The 20,622-nt window shown below is 64.9% G+C and carries 13 protein-coding genes and 3 pseudogenes; 1 reads left to right on the top strand and 15 read right to left on the bottom strand.

The features are described from left to right. Positions 1 to 6 precede the first annotated feature (6 nt). The 4 genes from ACVMIH_RS20115 to ACVMIH_RS20130 all read right to left on the bottom strand — a co-directional run bounded on the left by ACVMIH_RS20115 (position 7) and on the right by ACVMIH_RS20130 (position 4,866). Positions 7 to 1,146: an ABC transporter ATP-binding protein gene (locus ACVMIH_RS20115; RefSeq protein WP_168857235.1), complete on the bottom strand. Its 1,140-nt coding sequence runs from the start codon at positions 1,144 to 1,146 to the stop codon at positions 7 to 9. After that, positions 1,143 to 2,687 carry a glycerol-3-phosphate dehydrogenase gene (gene glpD / locus ACVMIH_RS20120; protein ID WP_225158590.1) on the bottom strand — a complete coding sequence of 515 codons (1,545 nt, stop codon included), beginning with the start codon at positions 2,685 to 2,687 and terminating at the stop codon, positions 1,143 to 1,145. Before glpD ends, ACVMIH_RS20115 begins: the two co-directional genes overlap by 4 nt. A gap of 466 nt (positions 2,688 to 3,153) precedes the next feature. Continuing rightward, a complete protein-coding gene (locus ACVMIH_RS20125; protein ID WP_456863104.1) occupies positions 3,154 to 3,951 on the bottom strand; it encodes a hypothetical protein in 798 nt (265 codons plus the stop codon). A 75-nt stretch (positions 3,952 to 4,026) separates the two neighbouring features. Next, entirely contained in the window at positions 4,027 to 4,866 is an 840-nt protein-coding gene (locus ACVMIH_RS20130; RefSeq protein WP_057016956.1) for a DeoR/GlpR family DNA-binding transcription regulator, read from the bottom strand. A 29-nt stretch (positions 4,867 to 4,895) separates the two neighbouring features. On the opposite strand from ACVMIH_RS20130, the gene ACVMIH_RS20135 reads away from it, so the two are divergent. Continuing rightward, positions 4,896 to 5,027, top strand: a complete 132-nt coding sequence (locus ACVMIH_RS20135; protein WP_256521284.1) for a hypothetical protein — start codon at positions 4,896 to 4,898, stop codon at positions 5,025 to 5,027. Here ACVMIH_RS20135 and ACVMIH_RS20140 read toward each other — a convergent pair. The 11 genes and pseudogenes from ACVMIH_RS20140 to ACVMIH_RS20190 form a co-directional block, all read right to left on the bottom strand. Then, a complete protein-coding gene (locus ACVMIH_RS20140) occupies positions 5,003 to 5,197 on the bottom strand; it encodes a hypothetical protein (protein ID WP_057016955.1) in 195 nt (64 codons plus the stop codon). The genes ACVMIH_RS20135 and ACVMIH_RS20140 overlap by 25 nt on opposite strands. A 176-nt stretch (positions 5,198 to 5,373) precedes the next feature. After that, a pseudogene (locus ACVMIH_RS20145) lies at positions 5,374 to 5,804 on the bottom strand (acyl-CoA thioesterase). A gap of 26 nt (positions 5,805 to 5,830) precedes the next feature. Then, positions 5,831 to 7,927 (bottom strand): 3-hydroxyacyl-CoA dehydrogenase NAD-binding domain-containing protein, encoded by a 2,097-nt coding sequence (locus ACVMIH_RS20150; protein ID WP_456863107.1) that lies wholly within the window; start codon positions 7,925 to 7,927, stop codon positions 5,831 to 5,833. Positions 7,928 to 7,929: 2 nt separating this feature from the next. Next, positions 7,930 to 9,213 carry an acetyl-CoA C-acetyltransferase gene (locus ACVMIH_RS20155; RefSeq protein ID WP_168857239.1) on the bottom strand — a complete coding sequence of 428 codons (1,284 nt, stop codon included), beginning with the start codon at positions 9,211 to 9,213 and terminating at the stop codon, positions 7,930 to 7,932. Beyond that, positions 9,213 to 11,481: pseudogene (locus tag ACVMIH_RS20160) on the bottom strand (acyl-CoA dehydrogenase). Before ACVMIH_RS20160 ends, ACVMIH_RS20155 begins: the two are co-directional and overlap by 1 nt. 210 nt (positions 11,482 to 11,691) lie before the next feature. Continuing rightward, positions 11,692 to 12,933: an SMP-30/gluconolactonase/LRE family protein gene (locus ACVMIH_RS20165; protein ID WP_168857240.1), complete on the bottom strand. Its 1,242-nt coding sequence runs from the start codon at positions 12,931 to 12,933 to the stop codon at positions 11,692 to 11,694. 354 nt (positions 12,934 to 13,287) lie between these two features. Continuing rightward, the gene (locus ACVMIH_RS20170) at positions 13,288 to 13,911 is read right to left on the bottom strand and encodes a flavin reductase family protein (RefSeq protein WP_057016949.1); all 624 of its coding nucleotides are present in this window, start codon (positions 13,909 to 13,911) and stop codon (positions 13,288 to 13,290) included. 151 nt (positions 13,912 to 14,062) lie between these two features. Then, positions 14,063 to 14,671 (bottom strand): TetR/AcrR family transcriptional regulator, encoded by a 609-nt coding sequence (locus ACVMIH_RS20175; protein WP_057017019.1) that lies wholly within the window; start codon positions 14,669 to 14,671, stop codon positions 14,063 to 14,065. 21 nt (positions 14,672 to 14,692) lie between these two features. Further along, positions 14,693 to 17,830, bottom strand: coding sequence for an efflux RND transporter permease subunit (locus ACVMIH_RS20180; protein WP_456863110.1), 3,138 nt, complete (start codon positions 17,828 to 17,830; stop codon positions 14,693 to 14,695). Between the two features lie 55 nt (positions 17,831 to 17,885). Further along, positions 17,886 to 18,993, bottom strand: a pseudogene (locus tag ACVMIH_RS20185) (efflux RND transporter periplasmic adaptor subunit). Between the two features lie 460 nt (positions 18,994 to 19,453). Beyond that, positions 19,454 to 20,482, bottom strand: coding sequence for an IS110 family RNA-guided transposase (locus tag ACVMIH_RS20190; protein WP_057016162.1), 1,029 nt, complete (start codon positions 20,480 to 20,482; stop codon positions 19,454 to 19,456). Positions 20,483 to 20,622 lie beyond the last annotated feature (140 nt).

Consider the following 20,622-nt stretch of genomic DNA (forward strand, 5'->3'; position numbering starts at 1 on the left):
TCTCCCTCACTTGCCGTTGCCGGCTGACGCGTTTGCAGCGCGCGCACTGCGATGCACGTTGCCCGAAAACGAGGTCGCGGGCGATGCGACGAGGCGGTCGGCCGCGTCGAACACGAAGATGTTGTCGGGATCGAGCGCGGCATCGAGCACCTGCCCGGGTTCATATTCGTGCACGCCGTGCAGCACCGCGACCCAATTCGAGCCGTGGACATGGACGTGCACAAAGCTCTCCGACCCGGTGATTTCGGTCACCGTCACCGCGGCGGAAAATTTGTGGCGGCCGGCCGCGACGTTCCCGACCTCGAGCTGGTGCGCGCGGAAGCCGGTCCGGTAGCGGCCATCGGGCAGATTGGCATAGAGGCCGGCCGCGGGCGCCTGCTCGCCGCCGGCATAGATCACTTGCGCGCCCTTCTTCTCGATGCCGATGATGTTGAGCGGCGGATCGGAAAACACCTGGGCAACGCGCAGCGTGTCGGGATGGCGGTAGACCTTCGGCGTCGCGCCGGTTTGCAGCGCCTGGCCTTGCCACATGCACACCGTGTCGCCGCCGAGCAGCAGCGCTTCCGACGGTTCGGTGGTGGCATAGACGAAGATCGCGCCGGAGGCCTCGAAGATGCGCGGCAGCTCGGCGCGCAGCTCCTCGCGCAGCTTGTAGTCGAGATTGGCGAGCGGCTCGTCGAGCAGCACGAGGTCGGCGCCCTTGACCAGCGCCCGCGCGATCGCGGTGCGCTGCTGCTGGCCGCCGGAGAGTTGCAGCGGCGTGCGCTTCAGGAACGGCTCGAGCCGCAACAGGCCGGCCGCTTCCGCCACCCGCCGCTCGATCTCGGCGCGCGGCTTGCCCTGCACGCGCAGCGGCGAGGCGATGTTCTCGTAGACCGTCAGCGAGGGATAGTTGATGAACTGCTGATAGACCATCGCGACCGAACGCTGCCGCACGTCGGCGCCGGTGACGTCCTTGCCGTCGACCAACACGCGGCCGGTGGTCGGCTTGTCGAGGCCGGCGAGCAGCCGCATGATCGAGGTCTTGCCCGACAGCGTCGGCCCGAGCAGCACGCTGAGCGTGCCACGCTCCAGCGTCAGCGACACGTCGCGGATGGTCGGAATGCCATCCACGGTTCGCGTGACATTCTGCAATGTGACGCTCATGCCCGTCCTCCCGCTTCGCGGAGGGGACGTTCACCGGACACGCGGTTGGCGAGCATCCACTCGTCGAGCGCGGCGATTTCACCCGCCGTCATCCGCAAGCCCAGCTTGGATCGTCGCCAGACGACATCGTCCGCAGTCCGAGCCCATTCGTTCGCCATCAGGTACCTGACTTCGCTTTCCGTCAAGGTGGCGCCGAAGGAGCGGCCGAGATCGGCCGTCGATGTTGCATTGCCCAAGACTTTGCTGGCGCGCGTGCCATAGGCATGCGCGAGACGATTGGCGTGCGATTGCGCGAGAAACGGATAGGTGCGGATCAATTCGGCGCTCAGCGCCGCGACCGCGGATACATCCATGTCGCCGCCGGGCAGCGGCGCCTTGCCGGTCCAGCCCTCCTGCGCCTTTGTGCCGCGGAGATAAGGCGACAGCCGCTCCAGCGCCTCTTCGGAGAGGCGGCGATAGGTCGTGATCTTGCCGCCATAGATCGACAGTAGCGGCGCACCGCCGGGCGTATCGAGCTCGAACACATAGTCGCGAGTCGCGGCCTTGGCTTCGCTGGCGCCGTCGTCATAGAGCGGACGCACGCCGGAGTAATTCCAGACCACATCCTCGGGCTTCACCGGCTTGGCGAGATACGCGCTGGCGGACGCGCAGAGATATTCGATCTCCTCCTGCGTCGCCTTCACCTTGGCTGGATCGCCGTCATAGTCGCGATCGGTGGTACCGATCAGCGAGAAGTCGTTCTGATAGGGAATGACGAAGATGATGCGGCCGTCGGCGTTCTGGAAGATGTAGGCACGGTCGTGGTCGTAGAGCTTGGGCACCACGATGTGCGAGCCCTGCACCAGGCGCACCTTGGCGCGCGCGTTGACGCCGGCGCCCGAGGCCAGGACCTGTTCGACCCAAGGACCGCCGGCATTGACCAGCACGCGTGACTGGATCGTGTCGCGGGCACCCGTGACGCTGTCCTCGACCGTGACGTGCCAGACGCCGTCGACTTGCCTGATCTCGACCGCGCGGGTGCGGGTGCGGATCTCGGCGCCGCGATCGGCGGCATCGCGCGCGGTCAGCGCAACCAGCCGGGCATCGTCGACGAAGCAGTCGGAATATTCAAAGCCCTTGGTGTAGCGGCCCGGGATCAGCGGCTTGCCGACCGCGTCGCGCGTCAGATCGACCGAGCGCGTCGCCGGCAGCAAATGCCGGCCGCCGATATGGTCGTAGAGGAAGAGGCCGAGCCGCAGCAGCCAGGCCGGACGCAGGCCGGCGTGGTGCGGCAAAACGAAACGTAGCGGCCGAATGATGTGGGGCGCGATCTGCCAGAGGATTTCGCGTTCGATCAGCGCCTCGCGCACCAAACGAAACTCGTAATATTCGAGATAGCGCAGACCGCCATGCACGAGCTTGGTCGACCAGGACGACGTCCCGCTAGCCAAGTCATTCATTTCACAGAGGAAAACAGAGTTACCCCGGCCCGCCGCATCGCGTGCGATGCCGCAGCCATTAACGCCGCCTCCAATGATGGCGAGGTCGTAAATCTGGTCCAAAGAACGCTTCCCCCGGCAACCGCCTTCGCTTTGACGGTTTTACTTTCGTATTGGAGTAAATCACAACCAAAAACGAAAGCAAAGTGAAAATGGGGAACTCGGGCTGGGGATTCTTTGGGCGGAGTGCCCGTGGTCAGGGCTTTTGGAGGGACGGGACGAGCGACGCTTGGCGTGACGCCCAGGCAAGGCGGTGGCGGACGGTCAGGGACGCTGTGGCGATCGTCCGACGCGCAATTCCGGCAGAGCCTTTTCGGGATCGTAGGTACGGTGAACTTCACCGCCTACCCGCTTGGCGCAAGCTCGGCTGTCGCGCACAAAGTAGACGGCGAGCAGGAGCACACCGGTCGACGCGACGAATGTGTGACCGCTGGCGAACAGGACGTAGAAGACCAACGATGCGACGAAAAGGATCGCATACCTTTGAGCGCGAAGCGGAGATAGATTCGCCCGATCGAGCGAGCCCTGTTCATCGGATCGCCCGATTGCCTGGCAGCGACGCCGACAGCACGAGAAAGAAAAGCGGAAAGAACACGAAGATCGCGACATAGGCCCAGAGGTGTCCGCCGCCGAGCGCGACTTGCAGGGCGCTATATCCCGATGATCTTCGGTGCGCCAGGAGTGCCCAGAATGCAAAGCAGAACAGCGGCATCGTGAGATACTTCCACTGTTCTCGCCAGTCGCGCAGGATGGTCGCGAGATCGCCAAGCAATGCGATCAGGAACAGGGAAAACGTGACGGCGTAGAGCGCGACCAGCGGCAGGAAGAGGTGCTCGAACCTCACCCCCGCGATTGCTTCAGCCGACATCGGGATGCCATCCGCAAACAGGCTCCCGAACGGCGGGATTGCGAACAGCCGCATGTCAAAGCCCATCGCCTGGCCAAGCCAGAACAGGACGATCGCCACCAGGCCGATTACCGACTGCGCGAGGAAGCCCCCGCTCGCGATGCGCTGACACGGCGATCCCGAAAGGAAGATCCGCGACAGTCCGTAAAGCAGTTTCCTGCCACGGCCGTTCTGCTGTTCCAGTTCCGAAAGCCAGGCCTGGCGGCTCTCGCTGCCGAGGCGAAAGATGTCGGCACGGACGCTCTTCGATGGCGGCTGGGTCTCACCATCGAACGCACGCATGACCACAAGCGCAGAAACAGCGCCGGCCAGCGCCGTCGCGCACGCGGATGCGACGTTAAAGCCAAGGACAAACGAGACGACGCCGAACATCGCCGCCATGCCCAATGCCGTGACGATCTTGAATTGCGTGCTGACCAATGAACCGCTCCACCTCAGGCAGGCTACAACAGCGGCCGAAAGGCATCCGAAACAGGTTCGCTAAAACTTGAGAGATCAAGCGCCTTGCGCGCTGCGCAGCGCCGCGGGTGCCGCGTCGGCGGCGTTGTCGTCGAGATCGACTTGCGGCTTGTCCATCGCGACGACCACCTCGATACCGCGGCTGTGGCAGATATTGGCGAGGCCCGCAGGAAGCGGTGAATCGGTCACGAAGGTCTGGATCTGGCTCATATGGGCGATCCGCACCGGCGCGCTGCGGCGCAGCTTGGTCGAGTCCGAGACCAGCATCACGTTGCGCGCATTGGCGATGATCGCCTGCGCGACCTGCACCTCGCGATAGTCGAAGTCGAGCAGCGCGCCCTCCTCGTCGATCGCGGAGGCACCGATGATGGCGTAGTCGACCTTGAACTGGCCGATCAGCTGCGTCGCGGTGGAGCCGACCACGGCGCCGTCGGCGCGGCGCACCGTGCCGCCGGCCACCACCACCTCGATGCGCGGATGGCGGTACAGCAGCATCGCGACATTGAGGTTGTTGGTGATGACCAGCAGGTCCTCATGCGAGGTCAGCGCGCTCGCGACCTCTTCCGTGGTGGTGCCGATATTGATGAACAGCGAGCAGCCGTTCGGAATCCGTGCCGCCGCGGCCGCGCCGATCGCCTTCTTTTCCTCGGCGGCGACGAAGCGGCGCGCCTCGTAAGCGAGGTTCTCGACGCCCGAGGCGATGATCGCGCCGCCATGGATGCGGGTCAGCGAGCGCTGGTCGCAGAGATCGTTGAGGTCCTTGCGGATGGTCTGCGCCGACACCTCGAACCGCTTGGCGAGGTCTTCGACCATGACCCGGCCGAACGCGCGCGCGATGTTGAGGATTTCAGTCTGGCGATGGGAGAGTCCGGCCACGGCGGCCCCCTTGAAACGGCGAGTCGCCCATGGTGCGACCGTTCGGCACGGAGGTCAACGTGCAGTGCCGGGTCAGGGAAGGCCTGGGCGAAGGTGGACGCTTCGCCCGGGCCATGCGCAATGACGCGAAGGCGTTCTACGATGCCATCTGCATGGATTGACCGGCGAGCAGCCGGCGCGCCGCGCGCTCGGCCTCGCGCGCATTGCGGAAGATCTGGCCTTCAAGGCGGTCAAAAAGGTGCGATGCAGCAAAGAACTGATAACCACGCGTATCGCGCACCACGATACCCGCCGTCTGCGAACTCACTTCGATCACGTAACTGTCGGACATTGTCAGCCTCGGTTTGACTTTGGCCCGACAACGGAGTCGCTGGCTGTTTGTTCCTCGATTATTTTGCGCGGCGAAGCGCCAAAAACTCCGGGTTTTTGCAATCAAACCACGCTCTGGACTCAGTTTCGACGCGTTTCCTTTCCCACCGAATCAGCGGCACTGGCGCGCGGAGGATGTCAGGTTTCGATCGTCGCGCCGTCGCGCTGAATCGGTTGCGGATGGCCCTGCTCGTCGATCGAGACATAGTGAAATTGCCGTCGGTGACGAGGATCGACTGCTGCTCGCGGCGGCGCAGCACCCAGGCCTCGAGATGCACCGTGATCGAGGTGCGGCCGATGCGCACCAGATTGGCGTGGACGGAGACGAGATCGCCGACATTGACCGCCTTGCGGAAGTTCATCGCGTCGATCGCGACCGTCACAGTGCGCGACTTCGCCACCTTGGAGGCGAACACGCCGCCACCGAGATCCATCTGGCTGAGCAGCCAGCCGCCGAAGATGTCGCCATTGGCATTGGTGTCGGCCGGCATCGCCAGCGTGCGGATGCAGAGATCGCCCTTCGGCTCGGCGTCGTTGCTCAGCGGCGCGTGAGCGTGGGCGTCGGTCACTTGCGAGCCGGTCACTTGCGAATCGCTCACTTGAATGCCTCCCAGCCGGGATCCGGCGCAAATCGTCCGCCGAACTTGCGCATCAAGGCCTGCATGGCCGACACCACATTGTCGACGCCGCGGCTGCGCGCATAGTTGAGCGGGCCGCCGCGGAACGGGGCATAGCCGGTGCCGAAGATCATCGCGCCGTCGACCATATCGGGATTGTCGACGATGCCTTCGCGCAAGGCGGCGACGCAGACATTCGAGATCGGCAGCACCAGGCGGTCGATCATCTCATCGGTGACCCGGGGACCGGTCTCCGGCAGCGGCGCCTTTTCCGCCTTGCCGTCCTTCCAGGTGTAGAAGCCCTTGCCGGTCTTGCGGCCGAGCTCGCCTTTGGCGACTTTTTCGCGCAACCACGCAGGCGTCGGCGGCAGCGTGTCGCCGAACTTCGAGCGCAGCATGTCGCCGACATCGAGGCAGATATCGAGGCCGACCTGGTCGGCGAGTTCGATCGGCCCCATCGGCATGCCGAACTCGACGGCGGCCGCGTCGATCAGGCGCTGGTCGGTCTTCTCGTCCAGCATCATCATCGCTTCCAGCATGTAGGGCGTCAGCGCGCGGTTGACGAGGAAGCCCGGCGAGCTCTTCACCGGCAGCGGCAGGCGGTCGATGGCGCCGACGAACGCGAGCGCCTCCTTGAGCATCGCCGCATCGGTGCCGTCATGGCTGACGACCTCGACGAGTTGCAGCCGCGACACCGGATTGAAGAAGTGCAGGCCGAGCAGCCGCTCCGGCCGTGCCAGCGTGGTGCGCAGATCCTGCAGCGGGATGCTCGACGTATTGGTGGCGAGGATCGCGCCGGGCTTCATCTTCGGCTCGAGAGAGGCATAGACCTTCTGCTTCAGCTCGAGCTTTTCCGGCACCGCCTCGATGATCAGATCGGCATTGCGGACGCCCTCGCCGTCCATGTCGGGGATCAGCCGGTCGAGCGCGTCGCGCTGGTCGATCCGCTTGCGCACGATCTTGCCGAACAACTCTGACGCTCGTTTCATGGCGCCCGCGATCGGCTCGGCCTTCATGTCGGCCAAGGTCACGAGCATGTCCTGGTTGGCGCACCAGGCCGCGATATCGCCGCCCATCGCGCCGGCGCCGATGACATGGACGTGCGCAACCTTGTTGCCGCTGCCGGCGAGCTTCTTCATCTGCTCTCGCAGGAAGAACATACGGATCAGGTTCTGCGCGGTCGGCGTCACCATCAGATTGGCGAACGAGGCCTTCTCCGCATTCAGCATCGCCGAGCGGTTGCCGGCGTGCTTCTCCCACAGATCGATCAGCGCATAGGGCGCCGGGTAATGCTTGCGCGGCGCGGCCTTCTCGGCCTCGCTGCGCATCCGCGAGGCGAGGAAGCCCCTGACCGGACCAAGATTGAGAATCGAGTTGAGCGCGCCCGGCCTGGCGCGCTTCAGCCGGCCGAACACCGCATCCTTCGCCGCGTTGCGGACATGGCGCTCCTGGGTGACGGCGTCGACCAGGCCGAGCGCCTTGGCGCGGCGCGCGTCGATGGTCTTGCCGGTCAGCATCAAGGTCATCGCCTGCATCGGGTTGACCAGCTCGGTGAAGCGCACGGTGCCGCCAAGACCTGGATGCAGGCCGAGCATCACCTCTGGGAAACCGAACCTGGCATCGTCGATCGCGATCCGCATCTGGCAGGCCAGCGCGACCTCGAGGCCGCCGCCGAGGCAGAAGCCGTGGATGACGGCGACCGAGGGCACGCGCAGCGCCTCGAGCCGGTCGATCACCGCATGGGCACGGCCGATCGCGGTCTCGACCGCGCTGGAATCGCTGGCGCCGCGAAACTCATTGACGTCAGCGCCGGCGATGAAGCCGCTTGGCTTGGCCGAGCGCACCACGAGACCCGTCGGCCGCTGGTTCTCCAGCGCCGCGACGATGGCATCGAGCTCCTCGAGTAGATCGGCGGACAGCGTGTTGGCGCTGGCGCCGGCGCGGTCGAACAGCAGCCAGGCGATACCGTCGTCATCGCGCGTCAGCTTGAAATTCTTGTAGGGACTGTCGGCGGCAGGCTTCGGCCCGAGTTCGAGCACGCGGCCGGAGAGAACGTCCATGATCCGTGAATCCATGATCACACCGTCTCTATCAACATCGCGCCGCCCTGCCCGCCACCGATGCATTCGGTGGCGACGCCGCGCCTGGTGCCGAGCCGCTTCATCGCATTGACCAGATGTAGCACGATGCGGTTGCCGCTGGTGCCGACCGGATGGCCGAGGCTGATCGCGCCGCCGTCGACGTTCAACTTCGCGCGGTCGATCTCGCCGGCCGCGCCATCGAGGCCAAGGATCTCGCGGCAGAATTTTTCGTCGTTCCATGCCGCGAGGCAGCCCAGCACCTGGGTGGCGAAGGCCTCGTTCAGCTCCCAGGTCTCGACATCCTGCAAGGTCAGGCTATTGCGCTTGAGCAGCGCGCTCGCCGAGAGCACCGGGCCGAGGCCCATGATCGAGGGATCGAGCGCCGACCATTGGCTGTCGAGGATGACGGCCTTCGGCGTCAGCCCGTGCTTGGCCACCGCCTTCTCGGACGCCAGGATCACCCAGGAGGCGCCGTCGGTGATCTGCGAGGAATTGCCGGCGGTGACCTGGCCCCACGGACGCTCGAACACCGGCTTCAGCTTTGCGAGCGTCTCGGGCGTCGAGTCCGGTCGGACGCCGTCGTCATGGTCGAAGAACTTGCCGTCGCGGGAGAACGCGGTCTCGACCTCGCCCTTGAGAAAGCCCTGCTGCTGCGCGTTGGCCAGCCGCTGATGGCTCTCGGCGGCATACGCATCAGACTGCGCGCGCGTAATGCCGAAGAGATGACCGACCTTCTCGGCGGTCTGCCCCATGTTGAGCTCGGTGATCGGGTCGGTCAGCCCGCGCTCGAGGCCGATGATCGGCTTGAAGTAACTCGGCTTCACCTTCAGCGCCGCGGCGATCTTGGCACCTAGCCCCTTGGCGCCGGCGAAGTCGGCAAACCAGCGCACGCCCGAATTGGGCCAGACCAGCGGCGCGTGGCTCAAGGCTTCGGCACCGCCGGCGAGGATCAGGTCGGAGATGCCCTCGCGGATGTAACGATAGCCGGTGTCGATCGACTGCATGCCGGAGCCGCAATTGATCTGCACCGTGAAGGCGACCATCTGCTCGCCCATGCCGAGCCTGAGAGCCGCAACGCGCGCCGGGTTCATCTCGTCGGCGATCACGTTGACGCAGCCGAGGATGACCTGGTCGAAGGCGGTGGGCGCGAAAGGCTGCCGCGCCAGCAGCGGCCGGCCGCATTGCACGGCAAGATCGACCGGGGTGAACGGGCCGGGACCGGAGCGCGCCTTCAGGAACGGCGTCCGGCTGCCGTCGACAATAAAGACTGGTCGCGCCATCAGCTCGCCGCCCTCTGCTCACCAAGCTCCTGGAAGAACTGATGCACGTCGGCGGATTTCTTGTAAATCGGGGACAGCGCCTCCGGCGCAAAATCATCGACCTCGATCACTTTGGCGACGGCCTCGTGGGCAGCGGCAAGCTTCTCGCCGTCGGCCTCGGTGATAACGCCCTTCTTGACCGCCTCCTTCCAGTCATGCAGACGCGCCGCGCGCAGCTGCTTAGCGGCATCCTCGGCCTCGGTGACGAGGCGGAAGGCTTTCTCCAGCCTTGCGATGCCGCCGTCATCCTCGACAAAGGCGAGGTCCGGCGTCAGGCGGTCGCGCGCCGCCGACGGCGACAGCACGAGCTGCGCGCATTGCTGCACGACGCGGTCCGTCGGGCCCGTGACGCGGGCGCCGAACGGCTGGATCAGGAATTTCAGCAGCCAAGCCATCGGGCGGTTCGGCAGATTGGCGAAGATTTCCGCAAAGCGGTTCTCGATGGTCTTGAAGCCGGATGCCATGCACCATTCGAGCGCGGGAAGATCCGCCTTCTGCCGGCCCTCGTCCTGCCAGCGTTTCAAAGCAGCGGAGAGCAAATACAGCTCGGACAGGATGTCGCCGAAGCGTGCCGAGAGCATCTCCTTGCGCTTTAGCGCGCCGCCGAGGGTGAGCAGCGCCATGTCGGCGCACAGCGCGAACGCCGACGAATAGCGCGACAGCTGGCGATAGAACTCGGTCGCATCGCCGGCATCCGGCGCCGGTGCGAACATCCCAAAACTCCAGCTGCGGCCCCAGGCGCGGAACATGGTTGCAAAGCTGTGGCCGACATGCTTCCAGAACGCGATGTCGAACGCGGTCAGACCCTTGTCGCGGTCGGTCTCGCCGAGCGCGTTCATCTCCAGCAACAGATAGGGATGCGCGCGGATCGCGCCCTGCCCGAACACGATCAGATTGCGGGTCAGGATGTTGGCGCCCTCGACCGTGATGCCGACCGGCACCGAGCGGTAGAGCCCGCCGAGATAATTCTGCGGCCCGTCGATCACGGCTTTGCCGCCATGGATGTCCATGGCGTCGTCGATCGCGATCCGCATCCGCTCGGTGGCGTGCAACTTCATGATCCCGGAGATGACGGCGGGATGATGCCCCTCGTTCAGCGCGGCGCAGGTCAGCCGCCCGCGCGGCGTCGAGCAGATAGGCCGTGCCGGCGATACGCGCGAGCGGCTCCTCGATGCCTTCGAATTTCGAGATCGAGATGCCGAACTGCTCGCGGACGCGGGCATAGGCGCCGGTGGTCCGCGCGGCATAGGCAGCGCCGGCCGCCGACAGCGACGGCAGCGAGATGCCGCGGCCGGCGGCAAGCGCCGTCATCAGCATCTTCCAGCCCTGACCGAGCCGTGCCTCGCCGCCGATGATGTAGTCGAGCGGGATGAAGACGCCCTTGCCCCAGTTCGGGCCGTTCTGGAACACCTGCATCGCCGGCAGGTGGCGGTGGCCGATCGACACGCCCGGCAGATGGGTCGGGATCAGCGCGACGGTGATGCCGAGCTCTTCCTCGCTGCCGACGAGGTGATCGGGATCATAGGCCTTGAAGGCAAGGCCGAGCAGCGTCGCGACCGGGCCGAGCGTGATGTAGCGCTTGTGCCAGTTGAGCCTCAAGCCGAGCACCTCACGGCCTTCGAAATTGCCCTTGCAGATGATGCCGGTGTCGATCATCGAGGCGGCGTCGGAGCCTGCCTCCGGGCTGGTCAGGCCGAAGCAGGGAATGTCCTGTCCGGAGGCGAGGCGCGGCAGCCATTTGTCCTGCTGCTCCTTGGTGCCGAAGCGCATCAAGAGCTCTCCGGGCCCGAGCGAGTTCGGCACCATCACGGTGACGGCCGCGGTCAGCGAGCGCGACGAGATCTTGCGCACCACCTCGGAATGCGCGTAGGGCGAGAAGCCGAGGCCGCCGAATTCCTTCGGGATGATCATGCCGAAGAATTTTTTGGCCTTGATGAAAGCCCAGACCTCGGGCGGCAGATCGCGCCATTCCCAGTTGATCTTCCACTCGTCGAGCATCCTGCAGAGCTCGTCGACCGGACCGTGCAGGAAGGCTTGCTCTTCCTCGGTCAATCTGGCCGGCGCGAACGCCAGCAATTTCGACCAGTCGGGGTTGCCGGTGAATAGATCGGCGTCCCACCAGACGTCGCCGGCTTCCAGCGCCTCGCGCTCGGTGTCCGACATCGTCGGCAGCACGCCACGCGCCCAGGAGAAGATCGGTTTTGTCATATAGTCGCGGCGGAAGCTCATGGCGGATCCCTCATGAAACGGCGGCGCGGATGGGTGATCTTATCGGAAAGTGCCGTTCACCGGTGAACACTTCGCTTCGCAGATAAAGCGAAATTGACGCGGCCCAGGCGCCATTTTGTTAACGGCACGCCGCGGGTTCAGTTCCGAAAGCTGAGGTGCGACAATCAGGTAGCGGGGGATGGCGCAGACGCCATCCCCATGCAAGACGAGCTAGGCGGCCCCCGCTCCCTGGGTTGCGGTATAGACCGCGTAGAGCGACTGGCTTGCGGCCATGAACAGACGGTTGCGCTTGGGACCACCGAAGGTGATGTTGCCGCAGACCTCGGGCAGCCGGATACGGCCGAGCAGCTTGCCTTCCGGCGACCACACCGTCACGCCGCTGTACCCGACCGCGCGGCCGGCATTGCTCGAGCACCAGACATTGCCGTTGACGTCGCAGCGGATACCGTCCGGTCCGCACTTCACGCCGTCGATCGTGAAATCGCTGAACCGCTTGCCGTTGGAAAGCTTGTTGTCGGCGCCGACATCGAACACGAAAACGTCACCCTTGCCGCCGGGTCCGCTATCGCCCGGTCCCTTGCCGGTCGAGACCACGTAGAGCTTCTTGTAGTCCGGCGAGAAGCAGAGGCCGTTCGGGTCCGGCACCTGGTCCTCGCTCACTACGAGATCGACGCGGCCGGACGGGTCGATGCGGTAGCAATTGGTCGGCAGCTCGCGCTTGGCCGGCACGAAGCCCGCCGGCTGGCCGATCCGGGGATTGAGCTTGCCGGCCGGATTGCTCGGGCCGCCCGCGGCATCAGGCTCGCCCTCATAGAGCTGGCCGCCATAGGGCGGATCGGTGAACCAGTAGCTGCCGTCCGGATGCGCGACGACGTCGTTCGGCGAGTTCAGCCGCTTGCCCTGATAGTTGTCGGCGAGCACGGTCGCGGTGCCGTCATTCTCGTAGCGCGTCACGCGGCGGGTGAGATGCTCGCAGGACAGCTGGCGGCCCTGGAAGTCGAACGAATTGCCGTTCGAGTAGTTCGACGGCATGCGGAAGACGCTGACATGGCCGTCATCTTCCGACCAGCGCATCTGCCGGTTGTTCGGGATGTCGCTCCACAGCAGATAGCGGCCCTGCGAGCTCCAGGCCGGGCCTTCCGCCCACAACAGGCCGGTATAGAGGCGCTTGATCGAGGTGTTGGGCTGGGCAAGGTCGTTGAAGGACGGATCGACCGCGATGATGTCGGGGTCCCAGAAATAGGTGGTCGGCGCACCGCGCGGACTGAAGTCGCGCGGCGGGCTGGTGATCGTCGTCGGCGGCCCGACCGGCGCGGGCGCGTTCTGGGCCAGCGCGCTGCCGATGCTGGCTACGGCAGCGGCGGAAACCGCCAGTCCCTGAACCAGCGTGCGCCGTGAAACATTCGGATCGCGTTGTTCTTCGTTCGGATCGCTCCGCTCGTGGCGTGTCATCGCATCCTCCCACTCTGTTGGCCGGCCGTTGATCCGGCCTGGCGAGTGGAGGTTAGACTGCTCTCGGAGAGGTTGCGAGTGACGGTTTTTCATCCCCGCGCGCGAAAATTTCACATTGTTGTGGTGCGGGCCGTCGTTGCGGAGCGCACGAATCCGCAGCGGAGCAACGTCCCTTACCTCGCCCCGCTTGCGGGGAGAGGTCGAAATTCAAGCGCAGCTTGAATTTCGGGTGAGGGGGTACAGGTCTCACGACCATCACAGCTGGTGGAAGCAGCCCCTCACCCTACCCTCTAAGAGCGAGCTTCGCTCGTCTCGCCCCCGTGAAGAACGGCGAGAGGGAGGATAGAGCAGCACTCAATCCGGCCGGATCATCTCGAACATGTTTTCCGGCTTGATCTCGAAGTAGTCGCCGCGGCGGCCGGCGCGGACGATCGGGTGCGCGAGGCCGGTCTGGTAGACGCCGTCCTTGATGAAGGCCTTGTCGATGTGGACGGCGACGACCTCGCCGAGCGTCAGCCAGGCCTCGGCCTTCTTGCCGTCGGCGCCCTGGAGCTGGACGATCTGGCTCACCTTGCATTCGAACGACACCGGGCTTTCGGCGACCCGCGGCACGTTGACGAGCTTGCCGGCGACCTGCGTGAGGCCCGCGAGCCTGAACTCGTCGACATCGCGCGCGACATGCGCCGCCGTCGCGTTCATGTGTCTGGCGAGATCCATCGTCGCCAGATTCCAGACGAACTCGCCGGTGTCCTGGATGTTGGCGACGCTATCCTTCCAGTTGGTGGAGGAGAAGCCGATGATCGGCGGCACATAGCAGAACGCGTTGAAGAAGCTGTAGGGCGCGAGGTTGACGTTGCCGCCCTTGTCGCGCGAGGAGATCCAGCCGATCGGCCGCGGCGCGACGATGGCGTTGAACGGGTCGTGCTTCAGGCCGTGGCCGTTCTTCGGCTCGTAGAAATGCAGGTCTTTGGCGGTCACGATTGCGTCCTCGTCATTCCGGGATGGTCCGTAAGGACCAGACCCGGAATCTCGAGATTCCACAATGCGCGATTGCGCATTGGGGTTCGATGCTTACGCATCGCCCCGGAATGACAAGGAAGTCAACTGACGAAAATGTCAGCCCTGGCGCTCAATTGGCGCGGCCGCGCGGCGATAGGCCGGCGATCACGAAATCGATCATCTGGTCGATGGTCGGGCCCGGCTTGGTGGCACATTGGGCGATCATCTGTGGGTGGAAGAACCGCATCATCGCCGTGCAGGCGCACAGCGAGGCGAGCTGCAGGTCCGTGATCTCGAACTCCCCCGACGCGGCTCCTTGCGCGATCACCTCGCCGATAATGGAGGCGATACACTCCATATGGGCGACGCAGACGTCCCAGTCCTCCTGCATCGCGATCTCGACCATCTCGTGCATCTTGGAATCGCCGACATAGCGCTCGGTGTTCATGCGATTGATGGTCGTCATCATCTGGCGCAAGCGTAGCGCCGCCGGCCCTTCCGAGCGCGCGATGCGCCGGGCCTCGATCTCGACCTCGCCCATCAGGCCGCGGGCTACGCCCTCGTGGATCGACTTCTTCGAATCGAAGAAGCGGTACACGTTGGCGGGGCTCATCCGCAGCTCTTTGGCGATGTCGGCGACCGTCGTCTTCTGATACCCGATCTGCCGGAACAAGCGCTCCGCCACCACGAGAATCCGCTCGCGGGTGTCGGTTTCGCTATGTTCCGAGATCAGTGTCATGTTGGCCTGCTCAATCTTCAATTATTCGGCCGCCTCAGCAAGTGGAAATGCGCGTTGCGCATCGCCGGCATGCTGCGGCGCAGTATCGGTTTGCTCGGAGCCGCTCTCCTCGAGGGTCTTGCGGAACCAGAGGGCGTAAAGGCCCGGCAGATACAGCAAGGTCAGGAAAGTCGCAACAAACAAACCGCCCATGATGGTGATCGCCATCGGGCCCCAGAACGCCGAGCGCGACAGCGGGATCATGGCGAGGATGGCGGCCAGGGCCGTCAGCACCACCGGCCGGGCGCGCCGGACGGTGGCTTCGACAATCGCCTCGCGCCGGGTCAGGCCGGACGCCACGTCGCTCTCGATCTGGTCGACCAGGATCACGGCGTTGCGCATGATCATGCCGGCGAGCGCGATCAGGCCGAGCAGCGCCACGAAGCCGAACGGCTGGTTGGCGACGTTGAGCCCCAGCGAGGCGCCGACGATGCCGAGCGGCGCGGTCAGGAACACAAGGAACAGGCGCGAGAAGCTCTGCAGCTGGATCATCAGCAGCGTCAGCATCACCATCACCATCACGGGGAAGAGGATGAAGATCGACGCATTGCCCTTGGCGGATTCCTCGAACGCCCCGCCCGGCTCGATCCGGTAGGCTGGCTCGAGATGGGCCTGGATGTCCTTCAGCTTCGGCGAGATCTGGTTGGTGACGTCGGGCGCCTGCACGCCGTCGACGACGTCGGAGCGCACGGTGATCGCCATGTCGCGGTTGCGCCGCCACAGGATCGGCTCCTCATGCGCATATTCGATCTTGGCAATCTGCTGCAGCGGGACGGCGACGCCGTTGCGCGTGGTGATGGTGAGATCGCCGACGCGGCCGAGATCGAGCCGCTCGGACGGCACCGCGCGGGCGACCACGCCGACCTTCTCGATGCCGTCGCGGATCGTGGTGACCGGCGCGCCCGAGATCAGCATCGCCAGCGCCTGCGAGACGTCCTGCGGGGTCAGGCCGAGCGCACGCGCCCGATCCTGGTCGACGGCGAGCTTCAGGTAGGGCGACTGCTCGTTCCAGTCGAGCTGGACGTCCTTGACGTTCTTGTTCTGGTGCATGACGTCGCGCACCTGGTAGGCGATGTCGCGCACCTTGTTGGCATCGGGGCCGATCACGCGGAACTGGACCGGGAAGCCGACCGGCGGACCGAAATTGAAGCGGTCGACCCGGACCCGCGCCTCGTTCAAAGCGCCGTCGGCGGCAGCCTGCTCGATCTTGGCCTTGACGCGCTCGCGCGCCTCGACGTTCTTGGCGAGGATCACGATCTCGGCAAAGGCCTCGTTCGGCAGCTGCGGGTTGAGGCCGAGCCAGAAGCGCGGCGAGCCCTGGCCGACATAGGCGGTGTAGGTCTGGATGTCGTCATCGCCCTTCAGCAGCCCTTCGGCCTGCTTCACCGCCTTCTCGGTGACGTTGAAGGCGGTGCCCTCGGGCAGACGCAGCTGCAGGAACAGCTCGGGCCGCTCCGACAGCGGGAAGAACTGCTGCTGGACGTGGCCGAACGCAACGATGGAGGCAACGAAGACGCCGACGGTCGCCGCCACCACCTTGATGCGGTGATCGACGCACCACTGCACGACGCTGCGCAGGCCGCGATACATCCGCGTCTCGTAGATCGCGTGCGGATCGTGGTTCTGGTGCACCTTGATGTTGGGCAACAGCTTGACGCCGATATAGGGCGTGAAGATCACCGCGACGAACCAGGAGGCGACCAGCGAGATCGCCACGATCCAGAAGATGCCGCCGGCATATTCGCCGACCGCAGAATTGGCAAAGCCGATGGGGAGGAAGCCAGCGGCCGTGACCAGCGTCCCCGTGAGCATCGGAAACGCGGTGGATTCCCAGGCAAAGGACGCCGCCTTCATGCGGTCCCAGCCCTGCTCCATCTTCACCACCATCATCTCGACCGCGATAATGGCGTCGTCGACCAGAAGGCCGAGCGCAATGATCAGCGCGCCGAGCGTGATGCGGTGCAGGTCGAGCGACATTGCGTTCATCACGATGAAGACGATGCCGAGCACCAGCGGCACCGACAGCGCGACTACGATGCCGGTGCGCCAGCCGAGCGCGACAAAGGAGACGAACAGCACGATCGCGAGCGCCTCGACGAAGGAGTGCACGAACTCGCCGACGGCGTGCTCGACCACCCTGGGCTGGTCGGCGATCTGCTGGATATCGACGCCCTGCGGCACCGCCTTCAGGAACTCGGCGGTCGCCTTCTGGACCTCCTTGCCGAGTTCGAGGATGTTGGCGCCCTTGGCGGTGACGACGCCGATACCGAGCGCCGGCTTGCCTTCCTGACGCACCTTGAAGCTCGGCGGATCGACATAGCCGTGGCTGACGGTCGCGATATCGCCGAGGCGGAACACGCGGCCGTTGCTCTCGACCGGCGTCTCGGCAACCGCCTTGACGCCGTCAAGCGCGCCGGTGACGCGCAGCGGCACGCGCTGCGACGAGCTCTCGACGGTACCGGCCGGGGTGACGTTATTCTGCTTGGCGAGCGAGTCGAACAGCGCCTGCGGCGTGATGCCGAGCGTCGCCAGCTTGGCATGCGAGAACTCGACGAAAATACGCTCGTCCTGGGTGCCGTAGAGATCGATCTTGGTGACGCCCGGCACCTTCAGCAGGCGCTGGCGAAAACCCTCCGCGACCTTCTTGAGCTGCGCATAATTGGCGCCGTCGCCGGTCATCATATAGAGGATCGAATCGACGTCGGAGAATTCGTCGTTGACGACGGGACCGAGGATGCCGGAGGGCAGCTCGCCCTGCACGTCGACCAGCTTCTTGCGCAACAGATAAAAGAGATAGGGCACGTCCTTCGGCGAAGTCGAATCCTTGAAGGAGACCTGCATCGCCGTGAAGCCCGGCTTGGAATAGGTCTGCACCTTGTCGAAGAACGGCAGCTCCTGCAGTTTCTTCTCGATCGGATCGGCGACCTGCATCTGCATTTCCTGCGAGGTCGCGCCCGGCCACATCACCGAGACGTTCACCACCTTGACGGTGAAGAACGGATCCTCGGCGCGGCCGAGCTTCTCATAGGAGAAGAAGCCGGCGGCGGCGAGGATGATCATCAGGAACAGCACCAGCGTCGGATGGCTGACCGCCCAGGCCGAAAGGTTGAAGCGCTTCATCGAACTCTCCAAGTTCTAGACCAGTCCCAGAACCGTTTCCGCTGCTATGCGAGGGTTAGAACGACAGCGACGACACGACCCGCACCTTCTGGCTCGGATCGAGTTTCTGCACACCGAGGGCGACCACCTTGGCGCCATCGTCGACGCCGCCGGAGATGACGACGTTGTTGCTCTCATAGGCCTTCACCTTGACCGGCTTCAGCGCGATGTCGCCCTTGTCGTCGACGATGTAGAGCGAGGGATCGCCGCCCTGGCTGTACAGCGCCGACAGCGGCAACTTGGCGACGCGCTCACTCGCCTTGTCGGCCAGCGTCAGCGTCGCGGTCATGCCGAGCGAGACCGCCTCGTCCGCGTCCGGCAGCGAGAATTTTGCGAGATAGGTGCGGGTGGCGGGATCGGCCTGCGGCGCGACCTCGCGCAGCCTGGCGGCATAGCTCTTCTTGGCGTCCGACCACAGCGTCACCGTGGCTACGCCCGACCTGGCACGAGCAAGAAGCGTCTCGGGGATCGCGACGACAGCTTCCTTCTCGCCAAGTCGGGGCGACACGGATCGAAGCCTGGCCCGCGGCAACCACCTGGCCGGGCTCGATCATGGTCGCTGTGACGACACCCCGGGTGTCGGCCACCAGCGTTGCATAAGAGAGGGAATTCCTGGTCAGCTCGACCGAGCGCTCGGCACGGTTCAGCCGCGCGCGGGCCTCGTCGCCGGCGGCCTTGGCGGAATCGAGTGCCGCGTCGGTGGTCCAGCCCTTCGCCTTCAGATCCTTGGCGCGCTGCTCGGCGGCGGCGGCCTGCGCCAGCACGCCGGTGGCGGCGCGGAATTCCGCCTCCGCCTGCTCGGCCTGCAGCTTCAGGTCGACCTCGTCGAGGGTGGCCAAGGGCTGGTCGACGTCGACTGTCTGTCCGACCTCGACCAGCCGCTTGGCCACCTTGCCGGCGACCCGAAAGCCCATATCGGCTTCGATACGGGGCTTGATGGTGCCGACAAAGCTGCGCTCAGGGGTTTCAGCTTCATAATGGACGGTCGCCACCAGAACGGGGCGCCCCGGATCGGCGTTTTCAGCCGCCTTTTCATTGCAGCCGGTCAGCGCGAACACCGCGAAAGCCAGCGACGCTCCGGTTAAGAGCCTGTAATAGCTCAAGAAAACGGAACGAACGAACATCTGAAATCTCCATCGGGCTGACGACTGATGAAGAGTATCGATTTATCACTGATAAATGTCAATATTCGTCAGTGATAACCAATTCGTGAGCGGGGTCGGATTTGGCGGGTGCAGAGATCGGAAAATGCGTAGCCCGGATGAAGCGGAGCGAAATCCGGGACATCACCGGTGGCGGCTCCCCGGATTGCGCTGCGCTCCATCCGGGCTTCTGTAACGGGCCTTGGTTAGTCAATCCCTTTTCGCGTCATCCACTCGCCGGGCACTTGCTTCTGTACGGGATCGGCGCGAAGGCCGTCGCCTGATGGGGTGCATTGAGGAGCCGGCCGGCCAATCTACGGATTGCGTGGTCGTGAGCCACTTCCCGGATGGCGGCCTGACCGGATCCATCGTCCCAGCGGAGGGACTTCGCTCGGGGAGAGCCTGGTGTCGTGGCCCGCCCGGAACCGATTGCTGCTCCTGGCTAGATGGCCTTGGTCATCGGGTTGAACGGTTTGGTGTCGGCGAGCATGCGATGCAGGATCACGGCGAGCTTGCGAGCCAGCGCTACCTTGGCCTTGCGCATGCCTGCGCGCCGGGCGATCCGCATCGCCCAGCTCTTCAATGCCGAGCAATTCTTGACCGGCTTGGTCAGCATGACGTGAGCTGCCTGGTAGAGTGCCTCGCGCACGGAGGCATCCCCGATCTTGCTGATGCGGCCGGTGTAGTCGGTCTCACCGGACTGGTACTTCTTCGGGGTGAGCCCAAAGTGGGCTCCCGTGGCCTTCGAGGAGCGGAAGCGCTTCGGGTCGTCGATCGCCGCGGCATAGGTGAGCGCCACGATCGGACCAACGGACGGCGTTGTCATCAGGAGCTTGGCGGATGGATGCGTCCTGGCGAGCTTCTGGGTGTGCTTGTCCAGGCTCTTGAACTCCCGCAGCAGCACCGCATGGGCTTGGAGCAGCGCCGCCGCGACCAACTCCAGTCCGGGATGGCCGGTCACGAGCTCGCGGATGCGTCCGGCGAACGTGCGCTCGGTGGTCGCACCGACCTTCAGGCCAAAACCGCGAAGTATGCCGCGCAGGCTGTTCTCGACATCGCGAAGCTTGGATTGCAGCAGCTTGCGCGCCGTCAGGATGGCGCGGGTCTCCTGCGCCGCGACCGACTTGCAGTGCACCGGCCGGAACCAGCCGAGCCGCATCAACTGCGCGATCCGGCGGGCATCGTTGCGGTCCGTCTTCACCGGCATCGACTTGAAGGCTTCGCGAACGTGCCGCGTTTCCAGCAGCTCGACCGCAAGCCCTGCGTCTCGCAGACCCGCATACAGCCATTGCGACAAGGGGCCTGCCTCCAGCCCGATCCGTTCCAGTACCAGACCCAGCGACCGGAACCAGGCGATCAGCGCCGCCGGCTCGCTCGCAACCTTCGTCTCGCGCAAAATCTTGCCTGTCCCATCGACAAGGCAAACGCTCGAGCATTCCAAAGACACGTCAATTCCTGCATAGTGGTACATGGTCGTCCCTTAATGATGCTTGGAGCGGGCTTGCCCGACTCCGTTGAACACCATCAGTTTGAGGGACGACCGCCTTCCAACCAACAGGCCGCTCGCGAGCGCGCTTCCAAATTGCGCCGTAGCGAGCGGGCGGCCGGCCC

This window comes from Bradyrhizobium sp. USDA 4503, from assembly GCF_054055815.1.

Bases quoted from the DNA above. Each gene is read 5' to 3' on its own strand.
- ACVMIH_RS20155 (WP_168857239.1), bottom strand. From the start codon at position 9,213: ATGGCGCGACCAGTCTTTATTGTCGACGGCAGCCGGACGCCGTTCCTG.
- ACVMIH_RS20140 (WP_057016955.1), bottom strand. From the start codon at position 5,197: ATGTCCGACAGTTACGTGATCGAAGTGAGTTCGCAGACGGCGGGTATC.
- ACVMIH_RS20190 (WP_057016162.1), bottom strand. From the start codon at position 20,482: ATGTACCACTATGCAGGAATTGACGTGTCTTTGGAATGCTCGAGCGTT.
- ACVMIH_RS20115 (WP_168857235.1), bottom strand. From the start codon at position 1,146: ATGAGCGTCACATTGCAGAATGTCACGCGAACCGTGGATGGCATTCCG.
- ACVMIH_RS20180 (WP_456863110.1), bottom strand. From the start codon at position 17,830: ATGAAGCGCTTCAACCTTTCGGCCTGGGCGGTCAGCCATCCGACGCTG.
- ACVMIH_RS20135 (WP_256521284.1), top strand. From the start codon at position 4,896: ATGGTGCGACCGTTCGGCACGGAGGTCAACGTGCAGTGCCGGGTCAGG.
- ACVMIH_RS20175 (WP_057017019.1), bottom strand. From the start codon at position 14,671: ATGACACTGATCTCGGAACATAGCGAAACCGACACCCGCGAGCGGATT.
- ACVMIH_RS20150 (WP_456863107.1), bottom strand. From the start codon at position 7,927: ATGGATTCACGGATCATGGACGTTCTCTCCGGCCGCGTGCTCGAACTC.
- ACVMIH_RS20165 (WP_168857240.1), bottom strand. From the start codon at position 12,933: ATGACACGCCACGAGCGGAGCGATCCGAACGAAGAACAACGCGATCCG.